Source organism: Methylomonas subterranea (assembly GCF_024505185.1).
GTDB classification, from domain to species: Bacteria; Pseudomonadota; Gammaproteobacteria; order Methylococcales; family Methylomonadaceae; genus Methylomonas; species Methylomonas subterranea.
Genome location: NZ_JANIBJ010000021.1, coordinates 1 through 20,597 on the forward strand (window position 1 = coordinate 1; position 20,597 = coordinate 20,597).

The window sequence follows — 20,597 nt, forward strand, 5'->3', positions numbered from 1 at the left end:
AACGCTTCTTGGTGCGCATCTGGGCGGCTTGTCAAGTTTCTAAGCCGCCTGCGCGGCGGCGAACAGTTTTGTACAGGCCGTTGCGGCGGCGGATTTTTTCTAAGCCGCCTGCGCGGCGGCGAACACCACCTGATATTGAGTGGCGCCGACCACCGTTTTCTAAGCCGCCTGCGCGGCGGCGAACACATTTCCGGCGGCAACGGCGGACTGGGGTACTTTCTAAGCCGCCTGCGCGGCGGCGAACAAAATCCTGCGGATCGTTGCTGCCGTCGATCATTTCTAAGCCGCCTGCGCGGCGGCGAACACCCTGGATGCGTTCGAGGCCACATTGACCACTTTCTAAGCCGCCTGCGCGGCGGCGAACTCTTCCAGTCCGCGCCTTCGCTGGCTGCGGTTTTTCTAAGCCGCCTGCGCGGCGGCGAACGCAGTGTCTTCAATCACCGCCCGCTGTCCAGTTTTCTAAGCCGCCTGCGCGGCGGCGAACTTTGTCGATACCGCAACCAGCAAGGTTTTGTGTTTCTAAGCCGCCTGCGCGGCGGCGAACCGGATAGAGCAATGCAAACGGTTGCAACGCGATTTCTAAGCCGCCTGCGCGGCGGCGAACTCTATTGCGCTCAAAATGCCGCGCTATCTGAATTTCTAAGCCGCCTGCGCGGCGGCGAACCTTATCACAGATCGGGTCCTTGTTTGGTTTGATTTCTAAGCCGCCTGCGCGGCGGCGAACTGAAAGGCTTTTCGAATTTAACCAGCAATTTCAAAAAGCTAGCGTATTTTATGCAGGAAAAGGAATGTTTCGAAGAGAAATTATAAGCAATTGAAAAACAAAAGCTTTTAAGAAAGCTTGGCAACGAAGGTAAAAAGACGGTCCAGGATTTCTTCTTGCTGACAGGTTTCTATTAAGGAATTTCTAAAGTCGCGTTGACTGGATTTTTCCGCACCAGCCAGAAATGCGGCAGGCATGACAAAGGCATCCTTGACCAAATCCGCGATATCGAACACCAACGCACCTCGCCGCGTTTTACCGTGCAGCAAGGGTAGCGAAAAACTGATCCCCAAGCCGTTCAAAACCGTCGCCGCATAGCCGTAGGCAATGTAATTGCCGTGATCGAGAAAGCCGTTGATGCGGTCGGCAGTAGTTTCCGATGCTCCTTTTCCTTCTTCGCGCTTGAATTCATTCACTTTCGAGGCTTCCGCCAACTTGGCATACAAGGCTTTGGCCCACTGAGCCTCCGCCAACAACAAGCGCTGACTGCTGTCGGCAGCGACAATGTCGTTTTCGAAACGTTTTAGCAGTGCGTCGGGTATCGCGACTTTGCGTTTCAACAACTCGGCGTTATCCGACCAGGCCTCTAAAGTCCATGCCATCCGTTGGCGCAACAAGCGCCGACCCATTTCAACACGAGTGTTTTCATCGAACCAAGCCTTAACCCAAGCCTGCATGTATTCGGTAGGACGGTATTCGCTTTGCGGGGCGAGAAACACAGCATCGGCCACCGAAAACAACGGAGAACCGCCGGAACCGCAAAAGCCGACCAGCACATTGGCATCGGCTAGGCGGCGGGCGGCGGCATCGGTGATCGAGGTGCCCTTGCCAAGTAATAAGAAGGCGGTGTTGCGTTCCGGAATATTGAAAAAGCGTTCGATGGCTTCGCCGGTTTCAGTCAGGTAAACCACCCGTTCGTCTTTCTGCATCACCCGCACGTGTTCCAGATAAAACACGTTAGCGCGCTTCGATAGCAGAATACTGCGCGGTTTGACTTGCGGTTTGCTCATATCGGCAAATCCGGCAACGAAAACGCGCGGCTGGCGACCGATAAGCCGTAGCTGTCCGGCTCTATATCGCGGTTTTGCCATTCCGCCGGCGGCTCGACTGAATCAATTGCGATATACAAGCCGAATTGCTGGCCGGTGCTTTGGCTATTGATGATGAAATACGGCAGGCGCCGTTCGTCGGCTTGCAGCATGCGTCGTTGCCGCAAGCCGTCTTCCGGGTGGCGGCCGGCCTTGCGTGACGGAATCCGATAGCGGGCGTAACGCAACCAAGGTCCCTCGTAGTTCTGCCCGACCTTGCGCGGGTAACCGAGTTGTACTTGGTTCTGAAATACGTGGTGGCCGGACACGGCTTCCTGTAGCACGTCCAGATCGTCCCGATCCCCGGCGAATACCCGCAATTTGGCGAATGGAGCTTCGGTAAAACCCGGCAATGCCAACGCGTAACGGCTCGGCTGTTGTTTGAACACACCGTGTAAAACCCGTAGTGCGGCACCTGCCAGCACCGGCGGCGGCAAGCCGGCGCCGCGTCCGCCGTTTTGGAGGTTTAAATCGACGTAGTGGCGCGGGATCATTTGCCGGCTTCCGAATAGACGCCGCCGCGAATCAGGCTGGCGGTCACGAACATACCGTCCGGGCTGGCGGGGTCGAGTTGATTTAAGCGTTTGACTAAGTCAAAGGCTCTGGATTTTGTTTTTTCATCTCTAAAGAACCGCTGCGCCTCCAAGCTTGCCCCATTAGGTTCTATCGCTATCGGACGCCCTTGGTAAAGGCTGGCTTCCGGGTACCAAGTGTCAATGGTGCGTAATGCGTTGGATATTTTCTGGTCGCGCAAGGCGGCATGACCCATAAAGCGTTTTCCAGTTGTTTTATCCTCAGTTTCAGGTTTACCCACTGCGTACAACGACTTAGAAAATCCCGATGGCTTATCTCGATTATTTGGTCCCCAGTCGATGTAATTCTGCGACGGAAAAACTTCGATCGCGCCTTTAACGCCGAATGAAACCCGAGCCACGATGTTCAATGTGGCCAGACTATCGCCGCGCAAGCCTTGCAAAACCAGCTCAGCCACTTGGCGTTCGTCTGCGGAATAATCATCGAAGTGGTGTAACGGAATCGTCAGCGCGTTAAATTCGGCCACTTTACTTTCGGCATGAAAAACCTCGACCAAAATGTTTTCCGCCAACAAGCGATTACGCCATAACCAGCGGGCATTGGCGATATTGCGGGCGTAGCGGCGGGCGATTTCGGCGGCGCCTTCGCTGGTTTTGGCCCGTTCGATGAAGTTATCGATACTGGTGCGCACCGCAGTGATTTCCGGCTCGCTGTCCTTAGGGCCGGGCGCGCAAGCGAACAAGGCTTGCTTGAAATCCAGAAAGCGCAAAGCAAAGGTGACAATCAGGGCTTCGGCGTTGGGCTCCAATTTCGAGGTGTCGGTGGTTTGGATATTTGATACTTCCTGACGTTTGGCTTCGGCGGTCATAGCGGTTTCAGCGTCGCCGGTTTTGTTGATGTTCTGAGTGCCGCGTATACCGTGACGCAACACGTGTACCGGGTAGGGTAGATATTGGCCGTCTATCTCGTTATAAAACAAGGCATCGGAGATCACGATGCCGCGTTGAAACGACAATACGCCGGGAAGTTTTTTAAATACTGCATCGCTCATGGGTTTAGCTCCTGTTGAGTCACTAGAAATACATCATCTTGCGGCCAATGGCCGCGCCACAACGGCAATGGGCGTTCGCCCCAGTGGCGGGGTGAAACGTATTGCGCCAAGCCGACCAGCGGTTCAGCGTAAGCATGCGGGTAAGCTTCCCGCACACCGCCGCGTTGGGCAAAATCGGTGATCGCGGCATAGCCCAAGGTGGTTGGCACTAGCCAAGATTCGGGTAGTTGGTTAGGTTTGGTTTCATCGGTTTTTGGCTTCGACCGACCGCAAGCGGCGATCAAACCGTCCAGCGGATCACCGTTTTCCAGCAAATCCCGCCGTTCGACCAACCAGAAACCGCCGCGCAGCCTGCGCTTGACGGCATCGACATCGTTTAAAGCTTCAGCCGGTTCATGGCGGATGATTTGACCGCCGGCCAGCCTGGCACCGTGTAGAAAATCATGAATTTTTGACAATGAGGGCAGGCCGTCATCGGCGGAAAACGCCAGTAACAGCGACCAGGTCAAATGGCAAGAGGCCGTGGGTTGCAATGACAAGGCGTGCTTATTGGTGGACGCGTAATCGGCGCCGTCGATGAACACCGCGCCGCGCCGTTGTTGCGGATGAAACTTGTAAAAACGTTCGCCCAGCAATTGGCCGTGATGATGAAAAATGCCGACCGCCCGAGGAAAGCGCCGGCAATGTCGGCCCAGATTGTGGGCAAACAGGTTGGCCGCCACCACTGGCGCGGCATTGATCAGCCACCATGCCGATTGAGCATTGGCATTCTGAATTTCCAGCCGTGGTAACAACAAATACTCGTCGTTCATCGAACCGCCTCCTCAAGCCAGCGGGCTATCCGTTGCAACGAGCCGCCATCCAAAGGTAAAAACAAATCGTCGCCGGTTTTGTAACGGCCAATGGCGGTGGCAATACGCTCAGCAAAGGTTCTGGGCCAGGCTTTATCGCGTTGACTCGGGTCTATCAGGCCGCGAATCACGGTATCGGTTAATTCGTCCGACAAAAAGTGTTCGCCGAGCAAGTCACGTTGCTTTTCCAGCAAGCGCAAGGCTTTACGCCCTTGCATCAACACGCCTTGAGCTACATCGAGCACTAATTGGCGCTCCCGGTCGCGATGGCGCATATCGGTCGGAATCTGGCCGCCATGTTGGGCCGCGACTTGTTCGCGCCAGGTTTTCCAGGCCAGCATCGCCCGATAGGGAAGGCGAATGGCAATACCTTGATGGTGTATTGCCCACGCGGCACGAATGACGCGGTTTTCGGCGGGGGTTGCAAAGTAAAGTGGACTGCTTAGGTCTTTTGCATACAGACTAACGTTTTGGGGCTTTGAGCCGCCAATGCCCAAAATGCCTGTATCGATAAATTTCTGATTCCTATCTTTGGCTAATTCATTGTGAGCTTGTGTGCGTCTATTGATTTCTTTACTTAAGCTGCCACAGGGAAGTGGTGTAATGGCCATGTAATCGCTTCCCTTTGGCAATAACAATTGTCTGAGACGTGGTTCTACTTGAAGTAATCCGTTCGGAGTGGCATACGACTTAGAAATAAATTCGAGCAACGACATTTTTAGATGCTTTAGATCTTCACCGTCGCTTTCGATTGTCTCGATAGACTCAGTCTCTAATCGTTTAATTTGCTTTATGGCGTTGTTTTTTTTTGGTTGCATTATCGGCAGAACTGATTTGACCCGCTGAAAATTGGACGTAATCCAAGCCTAGCGCCAAACCATGTTCCATCAAACAGCGGGCCGAAACATACGGCATAGGTAAGCTGCTTTGATGCCCAAGCCGCACGCCGAACGCTTCGGCATTGGAGTTGACAATTTTGGCCGAGAAATGCACCAACTCGCCGGCTTCGGCGCGATAAACCTGCAAAGGAATTTTCTGCCAAGGCGGTTGCTCTTTTTCTCTTTTAGGGGGCTTTGCCATTTAATCTCCTCAAAAAGTACGAATTTCGTTTATTCAGATTAAATGTGCTTTTGCATTTTGTCAACAAAAAACCTATCCTTTCAATATACAAAAACCGAACATTTAGCCTTGCCATGAGCCATTACCGTCCTCCCAACGAAGTCGATTACTTTATTCTGCGCCGCGCCGTGCGCTATGGCTCGGTAACTCGCCGAGACGTGATCGATGCGTTCGGCAAAATCGGCACGACCAAGGCCAGTTTGGCAATGGATGGGGCGGCGACGCATTGGCCGGATACCTTGGAACGTACCGGCAAAGCGGTAAAGCTGCGCTCAAACGCACCCATTCCGGCGCAAGCCTCGGAGGAACAGCTGATGAATTGCCTGGATCAAGGCTTGTTTGCGTTGCGAGATACCGGATTGCGCGCCGACGAACTGCCAGTCAACATCGTGCAATGGACCCGGAATGCGCCGCAAACACCCGGCGTATTGTTGACGATCAGCCGCGCGTTGGCACATCACGGCGATTTGCGAATTTTTTATGTTGGCTTACGCCGCGATGAAGCGCCGCGCTGGCGTTGGTTGTTGCCGGCCGGTTTGGAGCGCATGGGCGATCAATGGCGATTGATCGCTCAAGATTTGGAAGATGCCGGTCATCCACTAAAAGTCTTCGTCCTGCCCCGTATTACCGACGCCGAATTGGCCGGGCGGAAATTGCCGAAGGAGTTGATCCGATTAGCCGCCGACGATTATTTAACCGATGTACCGGTTCGCTTGAACGAAGCCTTGAGCGAGGCCCAGCAAGCGGTATTGCGGCACGAATTGAACGTCGTTGATGGCAAAGTCAGGCTTCCCAAGCGCGGCATATTCGAATTTTTACGCCGTTTTTCCGACCAGCCCGCCAACGCCAATGCGATCTGGCCACCTTTGCTCAAGGAGGATTGATGCACGTTTTATTCGTCTCGGCCTGCGAGAAACGGGCGATAAAGAAAACCCGCGCAGTGCTGGACAGTTTCGCACTCCGCACTGGCGAAAAGGCGTGGGCCACACCGATTACCACCGAAGGCTTGCACGAAGTACGTTTGGCACTGAAACGGGTTGCTACCCGACAAACCGCGGTAGCCTGTTACCGCAATGAAGGCCGGCAACGGATGAAACTATTGTGGATCGTCGGTTCCCGTAACGCATTCGGGCCGGATGGACATTTTCCGGCCGGCTATCGACTGGCGAAAAACACGACACCTATAGCGGAATGGTTACGAGTCGCTTCGCTGCTGGCGCAAGCCGCCGGTTGGGGGCATGACATCGGTAAGGCTTCCACACTTTTTCAAGCCAAGTTGCGAGCGGCAACGCCGAGCAAAGACGCCGTACGCCATGAATGGGTATCGATGCGGGTATTGCAATTGATGCGCGCAGGCAAAAATTGGGACGATGCTTGGCAAAGCTTGCGTGGGACGAAAATATTACAAGACAATCGACTAGAGAATGGCCTGCATTCAGCGGCCGACACACTGGATTATTTGTTGGTCACTCACCACCGCTTATTGGGTCCTATCAAGGCCATGACCGAACCGGACGAAAGCAATCACTTTTCCGGCGAAATTATCGACTTGGCACCGCAAGGCGCATTATCCGAAAAACCTTTTGAAACAATACCAGCACTGTTGGCACGTATAGAGCAAAAAACTGCCGATAAATCGGCGGCTTATTGGCGAGGAATTAGCGTTTACACCCGTGCCGCGCTAATCATGGCCGATCATGTCATTTCCGCTAGACCTTACGGAAAGCCTCCCGAAGACGGCATGTTCGCCAACACCAAAGCTGGCAACCTTGACCAACCGTTGAACTGGCATTTGAATGAAGTGGCGCACGCCGCCGGCGATTTCGCCTATCGCATCGGTAATTTGCGTTTACCAAGCTTAAGCGAACAAAGCTTGGAGGCGATTTGCCAACCGGTGACCAAAGCTGCGTACCAATGGCAAGACCGCGCCGCCGATGCCTTGGCGGCTTTTCGGCGGGACTCCGATTTACCGGTATTGGCGTTGAATATGGCCGGCACCGGTAGCGGAAAAACTCGAATGAACGCTCGCGCCGCTTGCGTCCTAAGCCAAGGCCGAGTCCGTTTTGCCGTGGCATTGAATCTACGCGCCCTGACGCTGCAAACCGGCGATGCCTATCGCGAACAATTGGCAATTGGCCCGGACGAATTGGCTTGCATCATTGGCGATCGGATCACCACCAAACTTCATCAACAAAGCCGGCTGGCGACACCGGACGATGCCGACGAAAACGAGGCCGAAACCGAGTTCGACGTAACGCCGGGCGAGTTCGACGTTCCGGCTTGGCTAGAAGAATTCGCCGCTGGTAAACCGAATTTCAACACCATACTCGGCGCGCCAATCTTGATTTCCACCATCGATTTTTTGATCGCCGCCGGCATGCCACATAAACAAGGCCATCATGTCGCAGCGCTACTGCGTTTGCTCGATAGCGATCTGGTGCTGGACGAAGTGGACGGTTACGACCCGAAGCCTTTGGTTGCGGTGTTGCGTTTGGTACAGATGGCAGCGCTGTTTGGGCGCAACGTGATTTGTTCAACCGCGACCTTGGCAGAGCCGGTGGCCAATGCACTTTACGAAGCCTATTATAGCGGCGCACGGATGCGCGCTGCGTTGGAAGGCAGTGAACCGGCGTTCGCCTGCGCTTTGTTCGATGATACTCGACTAATACCGGACATTGTTCGCTTCAACGCTAGCTTCGCTTTTGCCGATCTCTACCGGAAACGTATCGAACGGCAGAGACAAAAGACACCAACCATGGCAGAGCGGTTAGCGTTTTTGCAAACGGTCACCGAACGTTCGCCCAGTTGTTGGCAAGAATCCGTAGCGACTGCGGCGGAACGCCTGCACGCGGCGCACGGCTGGACTCACAAAGCCAGCGGTAAACGGGTGTCGTTCGGTTTGGTCCGAATGGCAAATATTATTCCCGCCATCGCCACCGCTCGATTTTTGGCGGAACGACTACCCAATTCCAGGATTGCATGCTATCACTCCCAGGATTTTCTGATTCAGCGATTTTTGAAAGAACAAACCTTGGATCGTTTGCTGAGGCGTCATAATGGTAATACCGCCATTGAAGCCGATCTTGAAATCCGCGATCTACTAGCCGCCTCACCTTATGACGAAACAATATTCATCGTAGTTGCTACCCCGGTCGAGGAAATCGGACGCGACCATGATTTCGATTGGGCGGTGATAGAACCCTCCAGTACACGTTCTATCGTACAGACTGCCGGCCGAGTCAATCGTCATCGACATGACAAAGTCACGGAACCGAATATCGCCATCATGCAGTACAACCACCGATGGGCGCGTAACGAGAAGGTCGTGTTCTGTAAACCGGGTTACGAAAGTGGGGATTCACCCTATAACACCAAGGATCTTTCTGTTCTATTGGACTGGCAAAATTTAAGGGCCATCGATGCCGGGCTGATGTTCGATGGTCATCGGTTTGCACAGTTTGATAACGATGCTATCGATCGAATGCTTAATAAACCGCTTGATAGACAATTCGATTTGAATCAGGCAACCCCATGGTGGATCGGCCAAGCGCTGTACGAGGCTTATCCCCTCAGGGACAAAGAGCGTCAGGATGAGTTTTATTTGGATGAAGACGGAAAATTTCGTTTGATCGACTTTTCCGGTTCTGTAGAGAGACGTGATTTAGTGCACCAGGAACCAAGTAAAAATACTTGGCTGACATGCGATACCGATAGCTTGTTCGAACATTGCCATAGCCATGGCATAGCTACGAAAATGGGAATGAAGGTAACCGTTCCTGCGCTGAAAGATAACAGCGTTTTAATTTACGATAGTTCTTTTGGGTTCTTTGTCGACAACGAATAGCCGGCACCAATTCGCCGCAACTCCAGACCACCGGCGCTGCATCGATACGGGAAAATTTAATAGTTTTCGCGGGAGCGTATTACTCCCCCCTCAATACAAATCGCTCAGGCTGAGCTTGCGCAGTTTGGGCGCCAATTTTGCCGTTGCCGCGACCACGATCAGGGTCATCGCCCCGCCGAACACTACCGACGGTACCAAGCCCAGCCAGCGCGCGGCGACGCCGGACTCGAAGGCGCCCAGTTCATTGGACGAACCGATAAAAATGCCGTTGATGGCGGACACCCGGCCGCGCAAGGCGTCGGGCGTGGACAGCTGCAGAATGGTCGAGCGCATCACCACCGATACGCCGTCGCAAATGCCGGACAGCATCAGGCACAGGGCGCCTAGCCAAAAATTGGCCGCCAGCGCAAACGCTATCATGCACAAACCGAAGCCGGCCACGGCCGCCAACAACCAACTGCCGGCATGGCGGTTTATCGGATGGCGGGCCAGGAACAGGCCGGTCATTACCGCCCCGGCCGCCGGCGCGGCCCGCAAAATACCCAGACCCTCGGCGCCGTATTGAAACACTTCATGAATAAAGGCCGGCAGCAGCGCCACCGCCCCGCCGAACAATACCGCGAACATATCCAGCGACTGCGCGGCCAGCACCACCTGGTTGTTGAATACAAAGCGCAATCCCTCGCCTATGCTGGCGAAAATCGGCACCGATTCCGCCGGCGGCGGCTGCTTGATCCGTAGCGTCAACAATGCCGTTGCCGCCACCGCGCATAATCCAGCCGCCACGCCATAAGCGGCGCTCTTGCCGACCCAGGCCACCAGCGCGCCGCCCAGGGCCGGCCCGCCCACCAGACCGAAATTGATCACCGAGCTGCCTATGCCGGACGCCTTGGCAAACGCTTCCCGAGGTAACACCAGCGCGAACAACGCGCTGTAGCTGGGCCCCAGAAAGGCTCGGGCCACGCCGGTACAGGCAATCGTGCCGTAAATCCACCGCAAGGGATCGCCAGGCAGGCGCGCGTCGGCCGCCAGCAGCAATGTTACGGCATTCAACGCCAGTAGCCCGCAGGCGACGATCCCGAACCAGCGCCGCGAATAATGATCCACTGCGTAACCGGCAAACAGTGCGCAGCAAAAGTAGGGAACCACTTCCGCCAAGCCCACCAAGCCCAGGGCCAGGGTGTCGCGGGTCAATTCGTAGACATGCCAGCCCACCACGGTGGCCATCACCTGGTAAGCCAGTACGGCCAAGCCGCGAAAAGTCAGGAGTTTGAAAAATGCACTGTTGATAATGCCGGGAGTCGCCATGTATGTCCTGATAACGCACCGCCCGACAGGCCGAGCGGTGGATTGCGAAAAAGCTTCAGTTTACCGGGCTTGCCGCCATCCGGATGCTGGGCGTGGTAAAAAATCGAAACAATTCCTTCTTACTCGGGAGGCAGCTTAAATGCCGATAACTCCCTTCTCCCGCCGGGAGAAGGTTTGGATGAGGGTACATAAATCAATGGCTTATTAATTATATCCTCCTCGCCCCAACCCCCTGCCGCAAGGAGCTTTTACGACAGCTGCCGGAGCGGATAATGACCAAACAGAAACGGCCGGGGTTCGCTCAACCCAGCCGGCCCCGGGCCTTACTCTGAAGGTCACGTTGGAAGTGAGGCCTAGTCTCGATCGGCAAGGCCGTCATCGCGACTGTGCATCGCTCCGACGAGACTGCTTTTCATGAGCAGGAGGCCTGCCTTCATGAGTGTTAGGCAAAATATAGCCCGCGCAATTCGAGCATGGACTTGGCGCTCAAGGTTTGACCGTCGCTTTTGCGGTTGACCGTGTACATGCCGTTGACGAGCAGGATTTCCTCGCCATCGCCGGCAAAGCCGACCACGTTATGACTGGCGTCCAGGGGGATCCGGTGCAGACCGCCGCCGTGGCTGTTGAAGTCGGCAATAATCCCGGCGTGCGGCGGATTCTTTACCGAATCCCACCACGGCAGCTTGCCGGCATCGTGCGTCCAGGTTTCGCCCAGGGCTTCCGGCGGCAGACAGCGTTCAACCAACCTTTGGCCGACCACGGCATATTGCATGCGGCTGATTTTCTCGGGTTCCGCGCCCAAGGTTTCCCGGCATTCCAGAATATCGCCGTTCAGAAATGCATCGGTTGCGGATAGGACGCGGTTCCAAACGCCGTCAAGATTTTTGTGTTCAAACATTTCAATCCCCTTGGTCAAATTAATGTGAAAAGACATCAACAGACCAAGCAAAATCATGACCAATTTCCGCCGGCCGCCAAGTCGGCAAACCGCAACACGGCAAAAACAGCTAACGCTTTGTTTTTTAAAGGACTGCATATTTAAACACCGAATATGCAGGGCGAACCGGGTGAAAAACCGCTGCAGCGCGACTATCGGACAGTGTCCGACAATTTAGCGAATTCCCGACAAAAGCAGTAGGGAAATCAGGGTTTTTGACGGCGGTTTTTTAATCGTCGGTAAGCGAAGCAAGCGGCACGGCAAATCGCCCGAACCTCAACAATATCGTCGGCAGCAACAGCAGATTCAACACCGTCGACGACACCAGTCCGCCGATGATGATGGCCGCCATCGGCCCCATGATTTCCCGGCCCGGATTGTCGCTGTCGAAGGCCACCGGCAGCATGGCCAAGGCCGTCACCAGCGCTGTCATCAGGATGGACGGCAGCCGTTCCTGAGCGCCGCGCAGCGCCGTCGCCGCCAACCAGGCTTGGCCTTCGATTTCGACCAGATGCCGGTAATGCGAAATCAGCATGATGCAGTTGCGCACGGTGATGCCGAACAGGGTCACAAAGCCGACGAAAGAGCCCACCGACAGCGCGGCATCGGTCAATACCACCGCCAGCACGCCGCCCAGCAGGGCAAACGGCAGGTTAAGCAGGGTCAACACCGTATGCCGCAGGCTGCCCAGCGCAATGTAAATCAACACCAGCACCCCGGCGCCGGCCAACAACGAATGCATGATCAGATCCCGGCGGGCCTTGGCTTGCTCCAGCGCCGCGCCGATAAATTCCGGATAACTTTCGTCGGACCATTCCAGCTGTTTCGATAAGCGCTGTTTCAATTCCCGCATAAAATCGTCCATGTCGCGGTCTTCGACATTGCAGGTCACGGTCTGCGCCCGCAATCCGCCTTGATGCAGGATGTTGTAACGGCCCTCGCCGTGGCGGATATCGGCGACTTGTTCCAGCGACACCCGTTCGCCGTCGGCATTTTTCAGGGCAATTTGCCGCAGCGATTCGGCGTGTTTTTTCATATCGGCCGGCAAGGTCACGGCCACGTTAACAATCCGGTTGCCTTGAATATGCTTGCCGACGATACGGCCTTCGTATGCGGTTTCCAGCGCCGCCATGACCTGGGCCGGGCTGATGCCGCGAAATTGCAGCCTATCCAGGTCCAGACGCACGTCCAGCATGGCGGTGGCCGGCGGCGAGCGCATTTGCACATCCACCGCGCCGGGGATGGCTTCGACGATTTGCGCGGCGGCCCTGGCTTTGTCGTCCAGCGCCGCTAAATCGTTGCCGTAAATATTCAGCACCACGGCCGCCGTGTAGCCGGAAATGGTTTCATCCACCCGCTCTGTCAGAAAGGTGTTGGCCTCGTAATGTATGCCGGGGAAAGCGTCCAAAATGCGCCGCAAGCCGTCCAAAACCCGTTGTTGTTCGGCGCCGGGCAAGGGCTTGAGCCTAACCTCGTATTCGCTGTAATGGCTGCCGTAAGTGTCCGCGCCGCGCTCCGCCCTGCCCGCCCACTGCGATACAGATTCCACGCCGTCGACCGCCAGAAAGCGTTCCGTCAGCAGGCTGCCGACCCGGATGGATTCGATCAGGGAAGTACCGGGCACGCTGGCGGTATGCACGATGAAATGGCCTTCGCGCAATTCCGGCAGGAATTTGTGTTCCAGGCGTAAAAAGGCTAATACCCCCAGCAGAAACAGCGCCAGACAGCCCAGGGCCACCGCATTGAAATGCCGCATCACCCATTGCAATAGACTGGCATACAGCGGCTTCAGTCGTTTGATCAGCGGCGGCTCGCTGTCGTCGGCCAACCGGCGTTTCAGCAGTAAATGGCATAGGGCCGGGGTCAAGGTCAATGCCACGGCCAAAGACATCATGATCGCCAGGATATAGGCATGACCCAGGGGCGCAAACAAACGTCCGGCCACGCCATCCAAAGTCAACAGCGGCACGAACACCAGCGCGACAATAAAGCTGGCGTAGACCACTGAACCGCGTACTTCCAACGAAGCCCTTTGAATCACGGCGGCCACGCTGTCCGGGCGGGCCTTATGCCGATTTTCCCGCAGGCGGCGAAAGATGTTTTCAGTGTCTATGATGGCGTCGTCCACCACCTCGCCCAAGGCTATCGCCAGACCGCCCAATACCATGATATTCAGATTGACCCCCATCTGCAGCAACACAAGCACCGCCGACATCAAGGACAAGGGTATCGCCAGCGCCGCAATCAAGGCGCTGCGTAAATTGAAGAGAAACAGGTACAGCACCAGCACCACGAACAGACCGCCGAACAACAGATGGCCGGCCAGATTATGCACCGAGGTTTCGATGTAATCGGCGGGGCGGAACAGGTGCGAATAGAAATCCACGCCTTGCTGCTTGAACAGGGGTTCCAAGCCGGCCAGCACGCTTTCCACCCGCCGAGAAACCGACAAGGTGTTGGCGTCGAACTGGCCTATCACCATCAGCACCACGCCCGGTTTGCCCATGATCTGGGCGGCACTGATCGGCGGCTCGGCGGCATAGCGGATGTCGGCCACGTCGTTCAAGGTAATGCCGACGCCGTCCTGGCGTTTTACCACCAAGCGTTTGAATTGTTCGGGATCGGCCGGCTGGCCGCTGACTTGCAAGGTAAAGCGCTGATTGTCGTTTTCGATGAAACCGGCGCCGCTGGTCTGGTTGGCGCCGGCCGCGGCGGCCACCACCTCGTCCAGGGTCAGATTAAAGCGCAACAAGGCCTCCGGCCTGACCTGCACCTGCAATTGCCGCACCTCTCCGCCGAATACATTCACATCGGCCACGCCGGGCACGGCCAGCAGGCGCGGCGCCAAGGTCCAGTCCACCAGACCACGCAATTCCATCAAGGATTTGCTGCCCGAACTCAAGCCTATGGTCAGCACCGTCGACGAGGACGACGACAGCGGTACCGCCACCGGGATGCCGATGCCGGCCGGCAGTTTCTGCCCCAGGCTGGACATGCGTTCGGCCACCAGCTGGCGATTGCGGTAAATATCGCTGTCTTCAGCGAAGGTGGCGGTGATGATGGAAAGGCCCTGTATCGATTCGGAGCGCAAGCTTTCCAGGCCGATCAAGGGGCGGACGGCGGTTTCTATCGGCAAGGTCACCAGCACTTCCACCTGCTCGGCGGCCAAGCCCGGCGCTTCGGTTTGTATGATGACCCGCTTGGGAGCGAATTCCGGAAAAATATCCAGGCCCGCGCTGCTAAAACGGTATGCGCCGTAGGCCATCAGCAACAAAGCCAAGGCGACCACGACGCCGGAATAACGGATGGAAAAACGGATCAGGGTAGCGAGCATGAATGGACCGGCCGATGACAAATAGCGCCTATTGTGCCCTGCCGAGCCGGTGCGGGTCTATGCCCAGCCTTAAACCGCTTCCGGCAATGGCCGCTTGGCGTTTAAAACCGCTTACGTTATGCTGAAACTCCATCGTCCGCCAGTTGCCCACCGATACACCATGAAGCCATTACCCAAAAACCCCCAAGCCGGCGAATTGCAGGCCCTGCATCAGCTATATCAAAGCGGCCAATTGGCGCTGGCCGAACACAGGGCCCTGGCCCTGTCGACGCACTACCCCAAATCGGCGGCGCTGTTGAATTTGCTGGGCATGTGTCAGCAAGGCCAGGGCAAGCTGCGCGAAGCCGCCGCCACCTTTCGTAAAGTTCTGACATTGGATCCGGCCATCGCCGAATTGCATTTCAATCTGGCGGCAATTTATACCCAGTTGCACGACGTCAAGGCCGCCATGGCCAGTTACCGCAAAGCCTTGCAACTGAAACCGGACTTCAGCGTGGCGCATTTCAATCTGGGCGCCTTGCTGCAACAGCAAGACCAATTGGCCGAGGCCGCCAAGCATTATCAACAGGCCGCGCGCGCGCAAGCGGACTTTTTCGAAGCCTGGGTCAACTGGGGCGCGGTCATGCAACTGCGCGGCGATCTGCAAGCCGCCGAGCAGTGTTACCGCAAGGCCCTGGCCCTGCATGACGACGCCAAGGGCCATTTCAATCTGGGTACCACGTTATATGGGCAGGGCGAACATGCGGCGGCCATGACCGAATTCCGGGAAGCCCTGCGCCTGGACCCGCAAATGGCCGACGCCTGGAACGATATCGGCGAGATTTACCGCGACCAGGGCGACATGGAAGCCGCCGTGCGCAGCTACCGGCAAGCCTTGCAGACACAGCCCAGCCATGCCCGCGCCAACTACAACCTGGGTGAATGCTATTGCCTGGGCGGCCAACTCGAACAAGCCGTGCCCTACTTTGCCGCCTCCGATTTCGCCGACGCCCGGGAACGGGTCTTGCAATGCCTATATAAAACCGGTCAATTCGAAGCCTTCAAGCAAAGCCTGGACCAATTGGCCGACAGCACGCCGCACCACTCCATTCTGCTGGGCACCTTGTCCACCCACTACGCCATCAATTTCCGCCAGCCCAACAGCTACCGCTTTTGCCGAAACCCGATGGATTTCGTCCTGCATACCCGCATAGAAGAACTGGCAATTCCCGACAGCCCGCTGCTGAATCAGCTGCTGCACGACATCACCCATCTGGCCATCGCCGAACGTAAACAAGGCCGTTTGTATTACGGCAAGCAATCCGCCGGCAACCTGTTGCAACGGGCCGAGCCGTCGTTTCAAAAATTGGCCGGCTTGATCCGCGCCAAGGTCAAAGCCTACCAAAAACAGTTTGCCGGCAGTCAGGACAGTCTGATCCGGCTGTTTCCCAAGCAGCTGGAATTTGCCAGCTCCTGGTATCTGCGCATGCGGCAAGGCGGGTATTTGACATCGCATATCCACGAAGAAGGCTGGATCAGCGGCTGCGTGTATCTGCAATTACCCGATAAATGCGGCGGCCACGAAGGCAGCTTCGAATACGGCACCGACGGCGACGATTACCCGCGTCTGCACGACGAGTTTCCCAGCCGTATCGTCGATCAGGCAGTCGGCGACTTGGTGCTGTTCCCCTCCTCGCTATTCCACCGCACCATTCCGTTTCAGTCCGACCAGGAGCGGGTCTGCGTGGCTTTCGACATTAAACCCGGGGTGGCTTAATAGGCTAAACTCTAACGAAATGACTACTCCGTATTGCCTTAAACCGGCCTCGGCGACAGATTTTTCAACCCGGAGGAAAAATCCTCATGCCCCAACAAGACATAGACTTACATAGCGCCATCACGGCCTTGAGCTGCTCGCTGGACTTGGTGGGCATAGACGAAATCAGGCACGGCAAGCGGGTGGCGATGATGGCTTACCATATTGCCGGCGCTTTAAACTGGCCTGACGCCGAACAAATCAGCCTGTTGCACGCGGGCATGCTGCACGATTGCGGGGTGGCGCAAATCCGCGAGCATCGGCAATTGACCGAGACCTTGGAATGGTCCGGCGCCGATGCCCATGCGCAACGCGGCGCCGACTACTTGGCCGCCTGCCCGCTACTGGCGCATCTGGCGCTGGAGATTCGCTATCACCATACCCGCTGGGAGCAGCTGCTGCTGTTACCGCTGGATCAACGCACCCGCCTGCGCGCCAATTTGCTGTTTCTGGCCGACCGTATCGATGTATTGCAAGTACCTTACTTGAACAGCGAACAGATTCTGACCGCCGCTCCCGACATCGTGGCCCGTCTGCAAGGCTTGTCCGGCAGCCTGTTCGCACCGGAACTGCTGGACGCCTTCGCCCGTGTCGCCGCCAGCCAGGCCTTCTGGCTGTCCATGGACCCCGATTATCTGGACGAGGATTTGCGCGCCCTGGGCAAGAATGTAGCTCATGTGGCGCTGGGTTACTCGGCGCAACGCGAACTGGCCCACTTGTTTTCCCGGGTGGTGGATGCCAAAAGCCCGTACACTGAACAACATTCGGAACGCGTGGCCTTGATCGCCCGTCAATTGGCGGCGGATTTCGGCATCGGCGACCAGGAACTGGAACAGGTTGAAATCGCCGGCCTGTTGCACGACATTGGCAAACTGCGGGTATCGGAAGACATCATCGATAAACCCGGCAAATTGACCGCCGCCGAACGCGCCAGCATGCAACGGCACAGTTACGATACCTACCGCATTCTGAGCAGGGTGTTCGCCGACAGCAAAATTCCGGTCTGGGCCGGCTTTCATCACGAAAATCTGCGCGGCGAAGGCTACCCGTTCAAATCCGCCGGCGCCGCGCAGGATCTGGAGTGCCGCATCATCAGCGTGGCGGATATTTTTCAAGCCCTGGCGCAAACCCGGCCCTACCGCGCAAGCATGGCCCTGGAGGCCGTCTTGGACAACCTGCGCCAGCGGGTCGGCGCGGGCGAACTGGATGAAAGCGTGGTCGGCATGTTGACCCGGCAAGGCGAGGCGTATTACCGGCTGGCGCGCGGCGACTGAGCGCGGGCCAAAATTCGCCGGCCCGATGCGTTATAATCGCGGCCCCGCCAATAACCTCAGCTTTCGTTTAAGCCGCCGATGTCCGAAGACTATTATTTCGCCCCCGACCACGCCTTCGAATCCCTGAAAGTACCGCCGCATTCCCTGCAAGCCGAGCAATCGGTACTGGGCGGCCTGATGCTGGACAACCAGACCTGGGATTCGGTGGCCGATAAAGTCGTCGAAAGCGATTTTTACCGCCGCGACCATCAACTGATTTTCCGCGCCATCGCCCAGCTGGCGGAAAAACAGGACCCCTTCGACGTAGTGACCCTGTCCGAGGTGCTGGAAAGCACCGGCGAACTCAAGGACGTCGGCGGTCTGGCCTATTTGGGCATGCTGGCCAAGGACACCCCCAGCGCCGCCAATATCGTCGCCTATGCCAACATCGTCCGCGACCGCTCTGTATTGCGACAGCTGATTCACGTCGGCACCGAAATTTCAGACTCCGCCTTCAGCACCGAGGGCCGGGAAACCGCCGATCTGCTGGAAAACGCCGAACGCAAGGTGTTCGAAATCGCCGAACAGCGCCAACGAGGCCAGGGCGGTTTCGCGCCGATCAAATCCTTGTTGGCCAAGGCCGTCGATAAGATCGAAATGCTCTACGAACAGGACGGCGACATCACCGGCGCCAGTACCGGCTTTACCGACCTGGACGAAAAAACCTCCGGCCTGCAACCCGCCGATTTGATCATCGTGGCCGGCAGGCCTTCCATGGGTAAAACAACAATAGCCATGAACATGGCCGAAAACGTGGCATTGAAAAGCGGCATGCCGGTGGCGGTGTTCAGCATGGAGATGCCGGGCGAGGCTTTGGCGATGCGGATGATGTCGTCGCTGGGGCGCATCGACCAGCACAAGGTGAGGACCGGCAAGCTGGACGACGACGATTGGCCGCGTCTGACCTCGGCCATCAATTTATTGGCCGAAACCAAGCTGTTCATCGACGACACCCCTGCCCTCACCCCGACCGAGGTGCGTTCCCGCGCCCGCCGTCTGACCCGCGAACACGGCCAGTTGGGTTTGATCGTGCTGGACTATTTGCAGCTGATGCAATCGCCCAGCAGCGGCGACAACCGGGTGCAGCAGATTTCCGATATTTCGCGCGGTTTGAAGGCGCTGGCCAAGGAAATGAATGTGCCGGTGATCGCCCTGTCGCAGTTGAACCGCAACCTGGAGCAACGCCCCAACAAACGGCCGGTCATGTCGGATTTGCGCGAATCCGGCGCTATCGAGCAGGACGCCGACTTGATCATCTTCGTCTACCGCGACGAGGTCTACAACGAGGACAGCCCGGACAAGGGCATCGCCGAAGTCATCATAGGCAAGCAGCGTAACGGTCCGCTCGGCACCGTGAGGCTGACCTTTTTAGGCCAATACACCCGCTTCGAGAACTTCGCCGGGGTTTATTCCGGCAGCGAGGATTACGAATGACGCCGGCCGCTTACGTACATCTGGATCTGGATGCGGTGCGGCATAATCTGGCCCAGGTCAAACGCTACGCGCCGAACAATAAAGTCATGGCTGTGATCAAGGCCAATGCCTACGGCCACGGCATCACCCGGGTGGCCAAGGCCCTGGAGCAAGCCGACGGCTTGGCGGTGGCCCGAGTCGACGAAGGCGTGCGTTTGCGCAAGGCCGGTTTTTCCCAGCCCATTACCGTATTGCAAGGCTTTGTCTGCGTCGACGAATTGCTGCTGATGCTGCAGCACCAGTTGGATGCGGTGGTTCACACGCCGCAGCAAATCAGCCTGCTACAGCAGCAAAGCGCCGCGGATGCGGGTTTATCGATCTGGCTGAAAATGGACACCGGCATGAACCGGTTGGGCTTCAAGGGTGCCGATTTCAACGCCGCCTACCAACAGCTATTGGATTGCCCGTTGCTCAAGCAGCCGATCAATCTGATCACCCATTTCGCCAACGCCGACGATTTGCTGGACGACAAGACCCGGCGCCAGATCGACCGCTTTAACGAGGTCGTGTCGGGCTACCCCGGCCAGCGTAGCATCGCCAATTCGGCCGGGATACTCGGCTGGCCCGGCATCGTCAGCGACTGGGCGCGGCCGGGTCTGATGCTGTACGGCTGCTCGCCGTTTGCTGGTAAAACCGGCGCCGATTTCGGCTTGCGGCCGGTCATGAGCCTGCATTCGCGCTTGATAGCGGTCAAAAACGTTGCCGCCGGTGAAACCGTCGGGTACAGCGGCACCTGGCAGTGCCCTACCGACACCCGGCTGGGCGTGATTTCAATAGGCTACGGCGACGGCTACCACCGCCACACCCGCGCCGGCGCGCCGGTGTTGGTGAATGGCCGGCGGGTACCGCTGATCGGCCGGGTCTCCATGGACATGATTACAGTGGATTTGAACAGCCAACCCGCCGCCCAGCCCGGCGACCCGGTCACGCTATGGGGCGACGGCCTGCCGGTTGAAGAAATCGCCCGCCACGCCGACACCATACCGTATACCCTGTTGTGCGGGATTACGCAGCGGGTGCAGATCGTCGAGCATGCATGACCACAAGGAAAATAGTGGGGTAAGAAAAAATGATATACGGAAGCAAAAATTATCTGCTCATCAACAAGTTAGCTTATCAATGGGCAAACTCCGGTAGATATACAGTTAACTATCTAATTCCTTGTTATGCAGAAAATTCAGTCGGAG

15 protein-coding genes and 1 CRISPR repeat array are annotated in these 20,597 nt (G+C 56.8%); of the genes, 6 read left to right on the forward strand and 9 right to left on the reverse strand.

The features are described from left to right. The first annotated feature begins 36 nt into the window (after nt 1-36). A CRISPR array of direct repeats spans nt 37-724; the repeat unit is 28 nt; unit sequence TTTCTAAGCCGCCTGCGCGGCGGCGAAC. A gap of 107 nt (nt 725-831) precedes the next feature. Genes cas1f through NP590_RS12100 form a run of 6 tightly spaced genes read right to left on the reverse strand, consistent with a single transcriptional unit; the run spans nt 832 to nt 5,367 of the window. After that, a complete protein-coding gene (cas1f, locus tag NP590_RS12075) occupies nt 832-1,773 on the reverse strand; it encodes a type I-F CRISPR-associated endonuclease Cas1f (RefSeq protein WP_256602660.1) in 942 nt (313 codons plus the stop codon). Continuing rightward, on the reverse strand, nt 1,770-2,345 hold the full coding sequence (locus tag NP590_RS12080; RefSeq protein ID WP_256602661.1) for a type I-F CRISPR-associated endoribonuclease Cas6/Csy4: 576 nt from the start codon (nt 2,343-2,345) through the stop codon (nt 1,770-1,772). Before NP590_RS12080 ends, cas1f begins: the two co-directional genes overlap by 4 nt. After that, nucleotides 2,342-3,436 (reverse strand): type I-F CRISPR-associated protein Csy3, encoded by a 1,095-nt coding sequence (gene csy3 / locus NP590_RS12085; protein WP_256602662.1) that lies wholly within the window; start codon nt 3,434-3,436, stop codon nt 2,342-2,344. The genes NP590_RS12080 and csy3 overlap by 4 nt, the downstream gene beginning before the upstream one ends. Beyond that, the gene (locus tag NP590_RS12090) at nt 3,433-4,248 is read right to left on the reverse strand and encodes a type I-F CRISPR-associated protein Csy2 (RefSeq protein WP_256602663.1); all 816 of its coding nucleotides are present in this window, start codon (nt 4,246-4,248) and stop codon (nt 3,433-3,435) included. The genes csy3 and NP590_RS12090 overlap by 4 nt, the downstream gene beginning before the upstream one ends. Continuing rightward, nucleotides 4,245-5,105 carry a hypothetical protein gene (locus NP590_RS12095; RefSeq protein ID WP_256602664.1) on the reverse strand — a complete coding sequence of 287 codons (861 nt, stop codon included), beginning with the start codon at nt 5,103-5,105 and terminating at the stop codon, nt 4,245-4,247. The genes NP590_RS12090 and NP590_RS12095 overlap by 4 nt, the downstream gene beginning before the upstream one ends. Beyond that, nucleotides 5,068-5,367: a hypothetical protein gene (locus NP590_RS12100; protein ID WP_256602665.1), complete on the reverse strand. Its 300-nt coding sequence runs from the start codon at nt 5,365-5,367 to the stop codon at nt 5,068-5,070. The genes NP590_RS12095 and NP590_RS12100 overlap by 38 nt, the downstream gene beginning before the upstream one ends. A 113-nt stretch (nt 5,368-5,480) precedes the next feature. Here NP590_RS12100 and NP590_RS12105 point away from each other — a divergent pair, with 113 nt between their 5' ends. Both NP590_RS12105 and cas3f read left to right on the forward strand, forming a co-directional pair. Continuing rightward, a complete protein-coding gene (locus NP590_RS12105) occupies nt 5,481-6,290 on the forward strand; it encodes a WYL domain-containing protein (RefSeq protein WP_256602666.1) in 810 nt (269 codons plus the stop codon). Continuing rightward, nucleotides 6,290-9,250 carry a type I-F CRISPR-associated helicase Cas3f gene (gene cas3f / locus NP590_RS12110; protein ID WP_256602667.1) on the forward strand — a complete coding sequence of 987 codons (2,961 nt, stop codon included), beginning with the start codon at nt 6,290-6,292 and terminating at the stop codon, nt 9,248-9,250. The genes NP590_RS12105 and cas3f overlap by 1 nt, the downstream gene beginning before the upstream one ends. Before the next feature lie 90 nt (nt 9,251-9,340). Here cas3f and NP590_RS12115 read toward each other — a convergent pair whose 3' ends face one another. The 3 genes from NP590_RS12115 to NP590_RS12125 all read right to left on the reverse strand — a co-directional run bounded on the left by NP590_RS12115 (nt 9,341) and on the right by NP590_RS12125 (nt 14,829). Continuing rightward, nucleotides 9,341-10,558 carry an MFS transporter gene (locus tag NP590_RS12115; RefSeq protein WP_256602668.1) on the reverse strand — a complete coding sequence of 406 codons (1,218 nt, stop codon included), beginning with the start codon at nt 10,556-10,558 and terminating at the stop codon, nt 9,341-9,343. A 442-nt stretch (nt 10,559-11,000) separates the two neighbouring features. Further along, on the reverse strand, nt 11,001-11,456 hold the full coding sequence (locus NP590_RS12120) for a hypothetical protein (protein ID WP_256602669.1): 456 nt from the start codon (nt 11,454-11,456) through the stop codon (nt 11,001-11,003). A 268-nt stretch (nt 11,457-11,724) separates the two neighbouring features. After that, nucleotides 11,725-14,829 carry an efflux RND transporter permease subunit gene (locus NP590_RS12125; RefSeq protein ID WP_256602670.1) on the reverse strand — a complete coding sequence of 1,035 codons (3,105 nt, stop codon included), beginning with the start codon at nt 14,827-14,829 and terminating at the stop codon, nt 11,725-11,727. 160 nt (nt 14,830-14,989) lie between these two features. Between NP590_RS12125 and NP590_RS12130 the strand changes: the two genes are divergently transcribed. From NP590_RS12130 to alr, 4 genes are all read left to right on the forward strand, one after another. Continuing rightward, complete coding sequence (locus NP590_RS12130; protein ID WP_256602671.1) at nt 14,990-16,585, forward strand: tetratricopeptide repeat protein; 1,596 nt, start codon at nt 14,990-14,992, stop codon at nt 16,583-16,585. A gap of 86 nt (nt 16,586-16,671) precedes the next feature. Then, nucleotides 16,672-17,898, forward strand: a complete 1,227-nt coding sequence (locus tag NP590_RS12135; RefSeq protein WP_256602672.1) for an HD-GYP domain-containing protein — start codon at nt 16,672-16,674, stop codon at nt 17,896-17,898. A gap of 78 nt (nt 17,899-17,976) precedes the next feature. Further along, nucleotides 17,977-19,371: a replicative DNA helicase gene (gene dnaB / locus NP590_RS12140; protein WP_256602673.1), complete on the forward strand. Its 1,395-nt coding sequence runs from the start codon at nt 17,977-17,979 to the stop codon at nt 19,369-19,371. Beyond that, nucleotides 19,368-20,450: an alanine racemase gene (gene alr / locus NP590_RS12145; RefSeq protein ID WP_256602674.1), complete on the forward strand. Its 1,083-nt coding sequence runs from the start codon at nt 19,368-19,370 to the stop codon at nt 20,448-20,450. Before dnaB ends, alr begins: the two co-directional genes overlap by 4 nt. Nucleotides 20,451-20,597 lie beyond the last annotated feature (147 nt).